Below are 12186 nucleotides of genomic sequence, written 5' to 3'. Positions count from 1 at the left end.
ATGACCGCCATGATCGACATCACTGATGCCAATAAGACCTTCACCATGCACCTGCAGGGAGGCATCGAATTGCCTGTCGTCAGCGGCGTGACCTTCCAGGTCAACGCGAGCGAATGCGTCGTGCTGTCGGGACCATCAGGCGCCGGCAAGTCCTCGATCCTGAAAATGGTCTTCGGCAATTACCGTTGCGACTCCGGCCGCATCGGCATTCGCCACCGCGGCGCAGTGATTGATCTCGCCAGCGCCGAGCCGCGGCAGATCCTCAACGTCCGCCGCTCGACCATCGGCTATGTCAGCCAGTTCCTGCGCGCGGTGCCGCGCGTGGCCACCATCGACGTCGTCGCCGAGCCGCTGATCGTGAACGGAATGCCACGCACTGATGCGCAGCAGCGCGCAGGTAACCTGCTGCGGCGCCTCAACATTCCCGAGCGGCTCTGGCAGCTTCCGCCCGCGACCTTCTCCGGCGGCGAGCAGCAGCGCGTCAACATCGCGCGCGGCTTCATCTCGGATTTGCCGATCCTGCTGCTGGACGAGCCGACCGCCTCGCTGGATGCCGCCAACCGCGCCGTCGTGGTCGAGCTGGTCGCCGAGAAGAAACGCCAGGGCGTCGCCATGGTCGCCATTGTCCATGACGACGAAATCCGTCATCTGATTGCCGACCGCATCGTCGACGTCACCAGCTTTGCCGCCGCGGCCTGAGGGAAATGGAAATGAACGCCAAGCCGAAGGACATTGTGATCGCCAACGCCAGGATCGTGCTGGCTGACCGGGTGATCGAGCAAGGCTGGCTCGCTCTTGCCGACGGGCGCATCGCCGAGATCGGCGAGGGTAGGGCGCCTGCGGGTGCCGAGGATGCCGGCGGCGATTTGATCATGCCGGGCCTGATCGAGCTGCACACCGACCATCTCGAAGCCCATTACGTGCCGCGGCCAAAGGTGTTCTGGAATCCGGTTGCCGCCGTCATCTCCTACGACGGCCAACTCGCGACTTCGGGCATCACCACCGTGTTCGATTCGCTCCGGGTCTGGCGCGAGGACGGTGCCGAGGAGGTCGACGGCCGCGCCGGCGTGCTCGCCGCCGCGATCACGACCGCGCGCGACGCCAGCCTGCTGCGCGCCGATCACTTCCTGCATCTGCGCTGCGAGATCCCGATGCCGAGCGTGGTCGAGGAAGCCAAGGAGCTGATCGACCGTCCCGACGTCAAGCTGATGTCGCTGATGGACCACACGCCCGGCCAGCGCCAGTTCCGTGACGAGGTCAAGCTGCGCGACTATTACCGCGGCAAGGGCGGCGGCAAGACCGATGCCGAGCTCGACGAGCTGTTCGCAAAGCGCTTCGAGTATCAGAAGCTCTATGCCGCGACCAACATGCGCGAGATCGTGTCGCTGGCGCATCAGTACAAGATCCCGCTGGCGAGCCACGACGACACCACTGAGGAGAACGTCGCGGACGCGGTGCGTGACCGCGTCTCGGTGGCGGAGTTCCCGACCACGCTGGAAGCCGCGCGCGGTCTGCACCAGGCCGGCATCGACATTCTCATGGGCGCGCCGAACGTCGTGCGCGGCGGCTCGCATTCCGGCAACATCGCCGCGGTCGATCTCGCCCGCGAAGGACTGCTCGACATTCTGTCGTCGGACTACATCCCGTCGAGCCTCCTGATGGGGGCGCTGCAATTGCCCGAGCATGTCCCCGCCATCGGCCTTCCCGCGGCAATCCGCACCGTGACCAAGGCACCGGCGGAGGCAGTTGGCCTCACCGACCGCGGCGAGGTCGCGATCGGCAAGCGCGCCGACCTCATTCGCGTGCATGTCGCGGGCCACGTTCCCGTCGTCCGCAGCGTCTGGCGCGAAGGAAGCCGTGTCGCATGAGCGAGAGCGCAACCACGGCGGGCGAGCAGACCGGCGCGATCGGGCCCGGACGGCTCGTGCTGGTGGTCGGTCCTAGCGGCGCCGGCAAGGACACGCTGCTGCGGCTCGCGCAGGCGGCCTGCGCTGACGATCACGACATTGTCTTCCCGCGCCGCATCGTGACGCGTGAATCCTCCGCCGACGAAGACAATGTCGCGCTCGGTCCCGACGAATTCCGCCGCGCGTGCGAGCATGCCGATTTCGCCGTGCATTGGGACGCGCACGGGCATTCCTACGCGCTGCCGCTCGACATCAACGACGATATCCGCGCCGGCCGCACGGTCGTCGCCAACGTCTCGCGCACCGTGATCGGCGCGCTGCGCCAGGCCTACGCTGAAATCGTGGTGGTTGCGATCACGGCGCCGCCGGATGTGCTGGCCGCGCGGCTGGCTGCGCGCGCGCGACAAAGCGACGGCAACATCGCCGAGCGCCTCACCCGCAGCGTCGACGACAGGTCGGCGCAGGCGGACATCACCATCCTCAATGCCGGCAGCGCGGACTATCATGCCCGCCAGCTCGTGCGCGTGATCAGGAATGAGGGCGGGCACGATTAGCCAGTACAGCAAGGAGAACGGAATGTCGGTGATTGAAACGATCGAACAGCTGGAGGCCATCTACGGCGCCACCAACGACGCCTCGACCGTGAAAGTCGCCGACCACGTCACCCCGCTCTACCGCGTCTTCATCGAGAAGGCGCCGTTCGCCGCGCTTGCCACCATCGGCCCCGAGGGCATCGACTGCTCGCCGCGTGGTGATTTGCCCGGCTTCGTCCGTATCCACGATCCCAAGACGCTGATGCTGCCGGATCGCCGCGGCAACAACCGGGTCGATTCCCTGCGCAACATCGTGCGCGATCCCAGGGCGTCGTTGATGTTCCTGATCCCCGGCTCCGGCAATGCGGTGCGTGCCAACGGCCGCGCCCATCTCTCGATCGATCCGGAGCTGCTGGCATCGTTCAAGGTCGAGGGCAAGGCGCCGCGCAGCGTCATGGTGATGAAGGTCGACGAAATCTACTTCCAGTGCGCCCGCGCCATCGTCCGCTCTGACCTCTGGAATCCCGATAAGCGCATCGATCCCAAGACGCTGCCGACGCCCGGCCAGATCCTCGCCGAGATGAGCGACAACAAGGTCGGCGGCGCGGAGTACGATCGCATCTGGCCCGAGCGCGCCGCCGCGACGATGTGGTGAGAACTTTCTTGCCCTCTCCCCTTGTGGGAGAGGGTGGCTCGCCGCATAGCGGCGAGACGGGTGAGGGGGTTCTCTCCGCGCGCTAGTCTCGCTCATTTGAACCTGCGGAACGAACCCCTCATCCGGCGCTTCGCGCCACCTTCTCCCACAAGGGGAGAAGGAAGAGGAGCGAGCCGCGCGAGATAAATCCGGCTGCCACCGCTCACCGTGGGAGAAGCGCTCCAGCGCGCTCACGGCAAATATGGATGGCCATTTCATTGACCTGACGCGCCAATCGCTTGATATTCGGAGCCTCGAAACTGCTCTCCGAGCTTGAAGCCGCGACATGAAAACCGAACACCAGCGCAATCCCGATGACATGCAAGCCTGCATGACGCGGCGCTGTGTCTCGGTCGCAACCGGCGCCTGTTGTTGTTGCTGACGGCCTTCTAGCAACTCCCGCACGAAGAATCTTCAGACAGGAGCGCCGGAATTCCGGCGAACGAGCAGTCATGTCCCACACCCAGTCGAACGCCTACATCATCGAGATCCACGACCGTGCCGCGGGCATCGTCACGAGGGATGCCCGCGGCTTCCGCTTCTTCTCCTCCGAGCGCCTGTTCGACAGTCTCGAAGGCCGTCAGTTCCGCTCGGCGCGCGAAGCCGAGCGCGCGGCGCGGGCCGTGTTCTCGGAGCGTCGCAATCGCCTGAGCTGATCAGCTCCGGCGGCGTGCCCTGGTGCGGGCCGCTTTCTTCGCGGCAGCGGAGCGGGTCTTGGCGCCCTTGGTCTGGCTCGCCTTCCGCGCGGCAGCTGAACGCGACGCCGCGGTTCGCCGGTTTGCGGCTCGCTTGCTCTGTTTCGACAGCGCGCTGCGGGATGCGGTGGAGCGCGGCTCCTTCTTCAGGACCTTCTCGACGGCGCGCGACACCTTAGGCCGGCGCTTCGGCGTGCGTTTGCCTTGGCCGACCTCGTAAGCATATTTGGCGCTGCGGCGTGTCGATGCCTTGGTTCGCCCCTTGCGCGGCGGCGGCAGATCGACGCCGGCGCGGCGTGCCTCGGACAGGCCGATCGCGATGGCCTGCTTGGTCGACCGCGCGCCGTGCCTGCCCTTCCGGATCCTGTCGATCTCGTCCTTGACGAATTCGCCGGCCTGCGTGCTTGCCGATTTGCCCGCGCGCTTGTCCTGCTTCGCTTTGCGGATCACTTCTTGTCTTGGCATGGGGTGAGCTCCCTCTGGAAATGACAGGGATATCTCACCGCAACGCGCCGGATGATCGATTGATCCTTCTCAGTTCCGCAAGGCCGCCAGCAGTTCGTCCGGCCGCTCGGCCATGATCATGTGGCCGGCACCCGGTACCACGACCGTCTTCGCATGCGGGATCGCAGCGGCAAGCGCCTTGCCTGCCTTCGCCGGGGTCATCATGTCCCGTTCGCCGAGAATGAGGGCCGTGGGCACTTTGACAGTCGCCGCTGCGGTCAGCGCATTCGCGTAAGCATTGCAGGCCGACAGATCCCTGAACAGCACGCCAGGCTCGCAAGACCTCAGCACCGCCTGCGCGCCGCCATGCATCCACAGGCCCGGCGCAAGACTGCCGCCGAGCTCGGCGTTGAATCCGAGGCCCCAGATCGAGACCATGTCGTTGGCATCCTGCGAGTTGGCCTCGGCGGCCTTCAGCAGATCCGGGCCGACCGTCATGGTCGCGGCGGTGCCGATCAGGCTCAGCGCGGAGACCTTGTCGGGATGCCGCGCGGCGGTCTCCAGGGAGATCAGTGATCCCATGGAATGGCCGATCAGATGCGCCTTCGCAGCTCCTGCCGCATCGAGCAGTGCCGCGGTCCAGTCGGCCATCTCGGCGATGCTGCCGAGCGAAGGCCCGCTAGAGCGGCCGTGACCGGGCAGGTCCGGCGCCAGCACGGAAAAACCGTGATGGGCAAACCAGCGCGTGTGCAGCGCCCAGGTCGAATGGTCAAAGCCGGCGCCGTGGAGGAAGACGACCGCGGGCAGGGACTTGTCGAAGTCGCGGCCGCCGGTCGCGACGAACACCTCGGTCCCGTTGACGGAAAGCTTCATGATGTCAGACCTTCTGCGAGATGCGCAGCGCCTGCGCGAGATCGTCGATGATGTCGCTTGCTGTCTCGATGCCGACCGACAGCCGCACCAGCTCCTCGCCGATGCCGGCCGCCTTGAGCTGCTCGGCGTCCATCTGCTGATGCGTGGTCGATGCCGGGTGGATCACCAGTGTCTTGGCATCGCCGACATTGGCGAGGTGGCTGATCATGCGCAGCGATTCGATGAACTTGCGCCCCGCAGGGCGGCCGCCCTTGATGCCGAAGGAGATGATCGAGCCGGCGCCGCGCGGCAGCAGCTGTTTGGCGAGCTGATAGTCCGTGTGAGTCTCCAGCGAGGGATGCAGCACCCAGTCGACGGCTTTGTTGGATTTGAGTGCTTCCAGCACGAGATGCGTGTTCTGCATGTGACGGTCCATGCGCACGCCCAGCGTCTCGACGCCCTGCAACAGCTGGAACGCGTTGGTCGGCGACAGGCAGGCGCCGAAATCGCGCAGGCCCTCGGTGCGCGCGCGCATGATGAAGGCGGCGGTGCCGAACTGCTCGTCGAAGACGATGCCGTGATAGCCGCCATAGGGCTCGGTCAGCACGCCGAACTTGCCGGATGCGCGCCAGTCGAAGCGGCCGCCGTCGACGATGGCGCCGCCGATCGCGATGCCGTGGCCGCCGATCCATTTGGTCGCCGAATGCATCACGATGTCGGCGCCAAGCTCGACGGGCCGGCTGAGATAGGGCGTGGCAAAGGTGTTGTCGATCAGCAGCGGAATTTTTGCGTCATGTGCGATCTGAGCGACCTTGGGAATGTCCAGTACTTCCAGCCCGGGATTGCCGATGGTCTCGCCGATCACGAGCTTGGTGTTCGGCTTGATCGCTGCGCGGAACGCATCGAGATCGCGCGGCTTCACAAAGCTAGTGGTGATGCCGAAGCGCGGCAGCGTGTGCGCCAGCAGGTTGATGGTGCCGCCATAGAGCGAGCTCGACGCCACGATGTGATCGCCGGCGCTCAGCAGCGTCGCGATCGCCAGATGCAGCGCGGCCATGCCGCTCGCGGTGCAGATCGCGCCGACGCCGCCCTCCAGCGCGGCGAGCCGCTCCTCCAGCACGCCAGTGGTCGGGTTGGAGATGCGCGTATAGATGTGGCCGGCGCGCTCCAGGTTGAACAGCGCCGCGGCGTGGTCGGAATCCTGGAACACGTAGGACGTGGTCTGGTAGATCGGCACCGCGCGGGCTCCGGTCACGGGATCCGGATGCTGGCCCGCATGCAGGCTCAGGGTCTCGAAGGCAGGCGGTTTTGGCGCGGGCATGCGGGGGCCTCGTTGGTCGGTCGGCGGAGGGGGCGTTGTGCCATAAAATCGCGCACGAAGTCAGCCCATTGACTCTCCACAAGAGGTCGTCATGCCCGGGCCTCCAGGTTCTTTGTACTAGGGAGAAAGACGTGGATGGCCGGGACAAGCCCGGCCATGACGCTGTAGCAGCATGCGCGCACCCAACTTCTACCGTCCGCGCCTAACCCCCGATCGCCTGCTCAATACTCCGCGCCTCCCGCAGCAAAATCTCCGCGACCTCCTGCTCGCGGCGGGGGCCGAGCCTCGTCCGAACCGCGGAGACGGTGATGGCCGCGGCCGGCCGACCATCCGGGGTCTTGATCCAGGTCGAGATCGATTTCGTGCCCTGCACGAGGCCGATCTCCCTCAGGCCATATCCCAGCCGTCGCGCGGCGGTGACCTCGCCGAGGACCGTCGCCACATCGGTCTTGTAAGCCTCGAACCTCTTCTCGTTGGCTGCGACGATCTTTCGCGCGTCTTGCGCCGGCATCGCGGCGAGGATGGCGACGCCCGCACTGGAGACGCCGAGCGGCCGGCGCGCGCCGATCTCGATCGACAGCACCTGGATCGGATAGATTCCGATCCTGCGATCGACGCACAGCGTGTCGTTGCCGGTGCGCACCGTCAGGAACAGCGTGTCGCCGATCTCGGTGGAGGCACGTTGCAGCGATGGATTGGCGGCGATCAGCAGCCGCGACGGCCGCGGCCGTGCCAGCGCCAGCTCCGGCACCTGGTTGCCGATCGCGTAGCGGCCGGTCCGCTCGTGCCGCTCGACGATGCCTTCCTCGATCAGCACGTGGATGATGCGGTGCACGGTCGGACGGGTGAGGCCGGTCGCCCGGATCACCTCGGCCAATGGCACACCGTCCTCGCGGCCTGCGGCAAGAATGCGTAGCACGGCGAGCGCGCGCCGGATCGCCTGCGCGCCTTGTCGCGGTGATGTCGCGTTGCGGGCGATTCGCGTCTTGTCCATAATATGGACAAGAACGCCACAATTCACTCGACAGGGCAAGCGCGCATCTGAAGATGCGCCCCGATCGGTCGCCGTGCGCATCGCCGCACGCGACATGGAATTGGAAGCGCTGCCGGGAGGTTAACATGAGATTAATCTGGATTGCCATAGCTGCCGCCACCGCGATGCTGGCAGGGCCCGCGTCGGGCCAGCAATGGCCGGCCCGCAGCGTCAAGCTGATCGTGCCTTATCCGGCCGGCGGCAATGTTGACAGCGCCGCGCGCATCGTCGCCGACAAGCTTCAGGAAAAGCTCGGCCAGCCCTTCATCATCGAGAACAAGGCCGGCGCCGGCGGCATGATCGCGGGCGAGGCTTTCGCGAAGTCCGCGCCCGACGGCTACACGCTGTTCGTCGGCGCCAATGGTCCGGTGCTGTTCGCAACCGAGATCAACAAGCGTGAAGCCTATAACTGGAAAAAAGACTTCATGCCGATCTCGACCATCTCGATGACGCCGCTGGTGCTCGAGGTGCATCCGTCGGTGCAGGCGACCACGCTGAAGGAATTCCTCGATCTCGCCAAGCGCGAGCCCGGCAAGTTGACCATGGCCTCGCCCGGCCCCGGCACCACCAACCATCTGCTCAGCGAGCTGATGCAGTCGAACCTCGAGCTGCAATGGGTCACCGCGCATTACCGCGGCAATGCGCCGGCGATCAACGATCTGCTCGGCGGCCAGGTGCAGTTCGCATTTGACCAGCTGACGGTCAGCCTTCAGCACATCAAGGCCGGCCTGTTCCGCGCGCTTGCCGTCACCAGCCCGCACCGGCTGAAGTCGCTGCCTGACGTGCCGACATTTGCCGAGCTCGGCTACAAGGACTTTGATGGCCAGACCTTCACCGGCCTGTTCGCGCCTGCCGGCACACCGGCGCCGATCGTGGACAAGCTGCACGAGACGCTGGTTGCGATCCTGAAGGATCCTGCCGTGGTCGACAAATTCGAAAAGCTTGGCGGCGAAGCCACGCCGATGACGCCCGACGAGTTTAGGGCATATCTCGAGCGCGAGGACGCCAAGTGGATTCCCGTCGTGCGCAAGGCCAACATCAGGGCGGATTGATCGATGCGGATCGATCCCACCGAGCTCGGGGCCGAGCGCATCTACCGCCTGATGACCGGCATCGTGGTGCCGCGTCCGATCGCCTGGGTGACCAGCCTGTCGAGCAAGGGCGTGCTCAACCTCGCGCCGTTCAGCGCCTTCACCTTCGTCTCGCAGAAGCCGCCGATGCTGGCCATCAGCGTCGGCCGCAAGGGCGCCGACTACAAGGACACCGCGCACAACATCCTCGATACCGAGGAATACGTCATCCACATCGCGGATACCCCGCTGATGTCGGCGGTGCACGACTCATCGGTCGAGCATCCGCCTGAAATCAGCGAGGTCGAGCATCTCGGCCTGGAGACGATTCCGAGCGAGCGCATCAAGGTGCCGCGGCTCGCCGCCGCGCCGGCGGCGATGGAATGCCGGTTCCGGCAGTGCCTTGAATTCGGCGAGGCCAAGAGCCGGCTGATCGTCGGTGAGGTCGTGATGTTCCATTTGCGCGACGGCCTCGTGAACGACGGCAAGGTCGAGACCAAGGCGCTCGACCCGATCGCGCGCATCGGCGGTCCCCGTTACGCCCGCCTCGGCGAGATCGTGACGCTGAACACCGTATTTCAGACGCCCAAATCGAAAGACTGAGCGCGCCGCCAGCCGCGCTGCCCGACACAAATTGGAGAACGACCATGCGACTCCTAAGCTATCTCGTGGACGGAGAGCCGCGTTACGGCGCGGCCGTCGAAGGCGGTGTGATCGATCTGACCAGGCGGATCGGCCGCGACTTCTCCGACGTGAAGGCGCTGATCGCGGCCAACGCGCTGTCCGATGCGCAGGAGGCAGTGGCCGGACAAAAGCCGGACTATGCGCTCGACGATCTCGTCCTGCTGCCGCCGGTGCTAGCGCCGGAAAAGCTCTGGTGCATCGGCGTCAACTACGCCGAGCGCAATGCCGAGTACAAGGACAATTCGGACCTGCCCAAATATCCGAGCCTGTTCGTGCGCAGCATGTCGTCGATGACCGGCTCCGGCCAGCCGCTGGAGAAGCCCAAGGTTTCGGACCAGCTCGACTATGAAGGCGAGCTCGTCATCGTGATCGGGCAGGGCGGCCGCCATATTCCGCGCGAGAAGGCATGGTCGCACATCTTCGGCATGACCTTGTGTAACGAGGGCACCATTCGCGACTGGCTGCGTCACGGCAAGTTCAATGTCACCCAAGGCAAGAATTTCGATCGCTCCGGCAGCATCGGCCCGTGCATCGTCACGTCGGACGAGCTCGACCCGCGCGGCCCGCACGACATCACCACGCGCGTCAACGGCGAGGTGCGGCAGCAGGATACGACCGAGCGGCTGATGTTCCCGTTCGATTATCTGATCTCCTATCTTTCGACTTTCGCGACGCTGAAGCCCGGCGACATGATCGTGACGGGCACGCCGACGGGGGCGGGCGTTCGCTTCGATCCGCCGCGCTGGCTGAAGGTTGGCGACCTCGTCGAGGTCGAGTCCAGCCGCATCGGCGTGCTGCGCAACACCGTCGCCGCGGAGCAGTAAACCATGCTGGATGCCACCACGATCGAACGGCTTGCCGCGCGCCTGGATGAAGCCGAGCGCACCAAGACGCTGATCCCGATGTTCACGAAGGAATATCCTGATTTCAGCATCGAGGATGCCTACGCCGTTCAGCGCGCCTGGACCAAGCTGCAGCTTGGCCGCGGCCGTGTCATCAAGGGCCACAAGATCGGCCTGACCTCGAAAGCGATGCAGAACGCGGTCGGTATCTCCGAGCCCGATTACGGCGTGCTGTTCGCCGACATGTTCTATGCCGACGCCACGCCTGTTCCGTTCGACCGTTTCCACGCGCCGCGGATCGAGGTCGAGCTCGCCTTCGTCCTGAAGGCGCCGTTGCGCGGACCCGACTGCACCATCTTCGACGTGCTCAACGCCACCGACTACGTCACGCCGGCTCTGGAGATTCTTGAAACACGCATGCACCGCGTCGATCCCGAGACCGGCAAGACGCGAAAGGTCATGGACACGATCTCGGACAACGCGGCGAATGCTGCACTCGTGCTCGGCGGCCGGCCGTTCCGCCCGCTTGATGCGGATTTGCGCTGGATCGGCGCGCTCTTGTTCCGCAACGGCGAGGTCGAGGAAACCGGGCTCGCGGCCGGTGTGCTCAATCACCCCGCCAACGGCATCGCCTGGCTCGCCAATCGCCTCGCGCCGCATGACGAGCATCTCGCCGCCGGCGAAGTCGTGCTGGCGGGATCGTTCACGCGGCCCGTCGACATCCGCCGCGGCGACACGTTCCATGCCGATTATGGCGCCTTCGGCTCGGTGTCGTGCCAGTTCGTCTGAACCAATAATAAAAGGGAGCGCACCATGAGTGGTCACACGCGGCGCAAGAGCATCCATATCGGCGGCTTCAAGCACGCCAACCCGATTCCGAACGCCTGCCGCATCGGCAATCTCGTGATGTCTGGCGTCATCCTCGGCCGCGATAACGCCGGCGTCATGCCGGAGAGTCTCGACGCCCAGTGCGCCAACATGTTCGCGCATATGAAGGCGACGGTGGAAGCCGCCGGCGGCACCACGGGCGACATCATCAAGATGACGGTGTGGCTGAAGGACCGCACGCAGCGCGGCCCGGTCAATGTCGAGTGGCTCAAGATGTTTCCGGACGAGCATTCGCGCCCGGCGCGTCACGCGCTGCCGATGGACAATATGGACGGCGGCGCGCTGGTGCAGTGCGACTTCACTGCCGTGATCGACTGAAGGAGTTTTGCGCATGCCGACCTATCTGCCGTTCGATCCCAATCCGCGCCGCCCGGTCAAGGCCCCGCCGCCAAAGACCGTCGACAGCCAGTTCCACGTGCTCGGGCCCATCGACAAATATCCGGAACGTCCCGGCGCCGCCTACCGCATGCCGACCGCGACCTGGGAGGCCGCGCTGCGCGTGCACAAGACGCTCGGCATCGAGCGCGGCATCATCGTGCAGACCACGACCTACGGTGCCGACCATGCCGTCGTGCTCGACGGCCTCGCCGCGATGGGCCCGAACTATCGCGGCTGCGCCAACGCGCTGGTATTCGCGGAGGCGAACGACGCCTATCTCGCCAAGCTGCATGATGCCGGCGTGCGTGGCGCGCGCTTCAGCTTTCGCCAGGAACTCGGCGCGGTATTGTCGGATGCCGATTTCGCCCGCGCGATCGCCCGCATCCGCGAGCTCGGCTGGTACGTCAAGATCCAGCCCGAGAAGGACGGCATCATGTCGAGCGTCGCCAAATACGAGAATCTCGACGTCCCCGTGCTGATCGATCACATGGCGCGCCCCGATCCGGAAGCCGGCAAGAACGATCCGAATTTGCGCAAGATGCTGGAGCTGCTGGCCAAGGGCAATTTCTGGGTGATGCTGTCGCTCGGCGAGAAGACCTCGAAGGCCGGCGCGCCCTACGACGACGTGATCCCGATCGCGCGCGCCTATATCGAGGCCGCCGTCGACCGCTGCGTCTGGGCCAGCGACTGGCCGCACCCGGTCTCCGTGAAGCAGCCGCCCAACGACGCCGATCTGCTCGAGCTGATGTACCGCTACGCGCCCGATCAGGCGGAGCTGGAGAAGATTCTCGTCCACAATCCGGCAAAGCTGTTCGGCTTTCCGGACTAGTCGGAGCATTCACGGT

At 65.5% G+C, this 12186-nt stretch carries 15 protein-coding genes; 11 read left to right on the top strand and 4 right to left on the bottom strand.

The annotated features are described in order from the left end of the window. The 5 genes from phnL (at position 1) to CV770_RS20445 (ending at position 3790) form a co-directional block, all read left to right on the top strand. Positions 1-699 carry a phosphonate C-P lyase system protein PhnL gene (phnL, locus tag CV770_RS20465; RefSeq protein ID WP_201759942.1) on the top strand — a complete coding sequence of 233 codons (699 nt, stop codon included), beginning with the start codon at positions 1-3 and terminating at the stop codon, positions 697-699. 11 nt (positions 700-710) lie between these two features. Then, positions 711-1868, top strand: a complete 1158-nt coding sequence (locus CV770_RS20460; RefSeq protein WP_104463615.1) for an alpha-D-ribose 1-methylphosphonate 5-triphosphate diphosphatase — start codon at positions 711-713, stop codon at positions 1866-1868. After that, the gene (phnN, locus tag CV770_RS20455; RefSeq protein WP_104463585.1) at positions 1865-2461 is read left to right on the top strand and encodes a phosphonate metabolism protein/1,5-bisphosphokinase (PRPP-forming) PhnN; all 597 of its coding nucleotides are present in this window, start codon (positions 1865-1867) and stop codon (positions 2459-2461) included. The genes CV770_RS20460 and phnN overlap by 4 nt, the downstream gene beginning before the upstream one ends. A gap of 22 nt (positions 2462-2483) precedes the next feature. Continuing rightward, entirely contained in the window at positions 2484-3095 is a 612-nt protein-coding gene (locus CV770_RS20450) for a pyridoxamine 5'-phosphate oxidase family protein (RefSeq protein WP_104463584.1), read from the top strand. A gap of 491 nt (positions 3096-3586) precedes the next feature. Next, positions 3587-3790, top strand: coding sequence for a hypothetical protein (locus CV770_RS20445; protein WP_091955664.1), 204 nt, complete (start codon positions 3587-3589; stop codon positions 3788-3790). Here the strand turns inward: CV770_RS20445 and CV770_RS20440 are convergent, their stop codons facing one another. The 4 genes from CV770_RS20440 to CV770_RS20425 all read right to left on the bottom strand — a co-directional run bounded on the left by CV770_RS20440 (position 3791) and on the right by CV770_RS20425 (position 7440). After that, positions 3791-4294: a DUF6496 domain-containing protein gene (locus CV770_RS20440; protein ID WP_104463583.1), complete on the bottom strand. Its 504-nt coding sequence runs from the start codon at positions 4292-4294 to the stop codon at positions 3791-3793. 69 nt (positions 4295-4363) lie between these two features. Next, positions 4364-5146: an alpha/beta fold hydrolase gene (locus tag CV770_RS20435; RefSeq protein ID WP_104463582.1), complete on the bottom strand. Its 783-nt coding sequence runs from the start codon at positions 5144-5146 to the stop codon at positions 4364-4366. 4 nt (positions 5147-5150) lie between these two features. Beyond that, positions 5151-6446, bottom strand: a complete 1296-nt coding sequence (locus CV770_RS20430) for an O-acetylhomoserine aminocarboxypropyltransferase (RefSeq protein WP_104463581.1) — start codon at positions 6444-6446, stop codon at positions 5151-5153. Between the two features lie 202 nt (positions 6447-6648). Then, positions 6649-7440 (bottom strand): IclR family transcriptional regulator, encoded by a 792-nt coding sequence (locus CV770_RS20425; RefSeq protein WP_201759941.1) that lies wholly within the window; start codon positions 7438-7440, stop codon positions 6649-6651. Positions 7441-7565: 125 nt separating this feature from the next. On the opposite strand from CV770_RS20425, the gene CV770_RS20420 reads away from it, so the two are divergent. The 6 genes from CV770_RS20420 to CV770_RS20395 are packed head-to-tail and all read left to right on the top strand — an operon-like array spanning position 7566 to position 12170. Beyond that, positions 7566-8531, top strand: a complete 966-nt coding sequence (locus tag CV770_RS20420) for a Bug family tripartite tricarboxylate transporter substrate binding protein (protein ID WP_104463579.1) — start codon at positions 7566-7568, stop codon at positions 8529-8531. 3 nt (positions 8532-8534) lie between these two features. Beyond that, the gene (locus tag CV770_RS20415; RefSeq protein WP_091955680.1) at positions 8535-9152 is read left to right on the top strand and encodes a flavin reductase family protein; all 618 of its coding nucleotides are present in this window, start codon (positions 8535-8537) and stop codon (positions 9150-9152) included. Positions 9153-9196: 44 nt separating this feature from the next. Further along, positions 9197-10057: a fumarylacetoacetate hydrolase family protein gene (locus tag CV770_RS20410; protein ID WP_104463578.1), complete on the top strand. Its 861-nt coding sequence runs from the start codon at positions 9197-9199 to the stop codon at positions 10055-10057. Positions 10058-10060: 3 nt separating this feature from the next. Further along, a complete protein-coding gene (hpaH, locus tag CV770_RS20405; RefSeq protein WP_104463577.1) occupies positions 10061-10864 on the top strand; it encodes a 2-oxo-hept-4-ene-1,7-dioate hydratase in 804 nt (267 codons plus the stop codon). A gap of 24 nt (positions 10865-10888) precedes the next feature. Next, a complete protein-coding gene (locus CV770_RS20400; protein WP_104463576.1) occupies positions 10889-11281 on the top strand; it encodes a RidA family protein in 393 nt (130 codons plus the stop codon). A gap of 13 nt (positions 11282-11294) precedes the next feature. After that, positions 11295-12170 carry an amidohydrolase family protein gene (locus CV770_RS20395; protein WP_104463575.1) on the top strand — a complete coding sequence of 292 codons (876 nt, stop codon included), beginning with the start codon at positions 11295-11297 and terminating at the stop codon, positions 12168-12170. Positions 12171-12186 lie beyond the last annotated feature (16 nt).

The sequence above is a fragment of the Bradyrhizobium sp. AC87j1 genome (assembly GCF_002936975.1).
GTDB lineage: Bacteria > Pseudomonadota > Alphaproteobacteria > Rhizobiales > Xanthobacteraceae > Bradyrhizobium > Bradyrhizobium shewense.
The sequence above is the reverse complement of the archived record's forward strand: the minus strand, read 5'-3'. Positions and strand labels throughout refer to the sequence as shown.

What these genes read in the sequence shown, in the direction of transcription:
- CV770_RS20400 (WP_104463576.1), top strand. Translation starts at nt 10,889, where the DNA reads ATGAGTGGTCACACGCGGCGCAAGAGCATCCATATCGGCGGCTTCAAG.
- CV770_RS20425 (WP_201759941.1), bottom strand. Translation starts at nt 7,440, where the DNA reads ATGGACAAGACGCGAATCGCCCGCAACGCGACATCACCGCGACAAGGC.
- CV770_RS20445 (WP_091955664.1), top strand. Translation starts at nt 3,587, where the DNA reads ATGTCCCACACCCAGTCGAACGCCTACATCATCGAGATCCACGACCGT.
- CV770_RS20450 (WP_104463584.1), top strand. Translation starts at nt 2,484, where the DNA reads ATGTCGGTGATTGAAACGATCGAACAGCTGGAGGCCATCTACGGCGCC.
- CV770_RS20420 (WP_104463579.1), top strand. Translation starts at nt 7,566, where the DNA reads ATGAGATTAATCTGGATTGCCATAGCTGCCGCCACCGCGATGCTGGCA.
- hpaH (WP_104463577.1), top strand. Translation starts at nt 10,061, where the DNA reads ATGCTGGATGCCACCACGATCGAACGGCTTGCCGCGCGCCTGGATGAA.
- CV770_RS20460 (WP_104463615.1), top strand. Translation starts at nt 711, where the DNA reads ATGAACGCCAAGCCGAAGGACATTGTGATCGCCAACGCCAGGATCGTG.
- CV770_RS20410 (WP_104463578.1), top strand. Translation starts at nt 9,197, where the DNA reads ATGCGACTCCTAAGCTATCTCGTGGACGGAGAGCCGCGTTACGGCGCG.
- phnN (WP_104463585.1), top strand. Translation starts at nt 1,865, where the DNA reads ATGAGCGAGAGCGCAACCACGGCGGGCGAGCAGACCGGCGCGATCGGG.
- CV770_RS20430 (WP_104463581.1), bottom strand. Translation starts at nt 6,446, where the DNA reads ATGCCCGCGCCAAAACCGCCTGCCTTCGAGACCCTGAGCCTGCATGCG.
- CV770_RS20415 (WP_091955680.1), top strand. Translation starts at nt 8,535, where the DNA reads ATGCGGATCGATCCCACCGAGCTCGGGGCCGAGCGCATCTACCGCCTG.
- CV770_RS20435 (WP_104463582.1), bottom strand. Translation starts at nt 5,146, where the DNA reads ATGAAGCTTTCCGTCAACGGGACCGAGGTGTTCGTCGCGACCGGCGGC.
- phnL (WP_201759942.1), top strand. Translation starts at nt 1, where the DNA reads ATGACCGCCATGATCGACATCACTGATGCCAATAAGACCTTCACCATG.
- CV770_RS20440 (WP_104463583.1), bottom strand. Translation starts at nt 4,294, where the DNA reads ATGCCAAGACAAGAAGTGATCCGCAAAGCGAAGCAGGACAAGCGCGCG.
- CV770_RS20395 (WP_104463575.1), top strand. Translation starts at nt 11,295, where the DNA reads ATGCCGACCTATCTGCCGTTCGATCCCAATCCGCGCCGCCCGGTCAAG.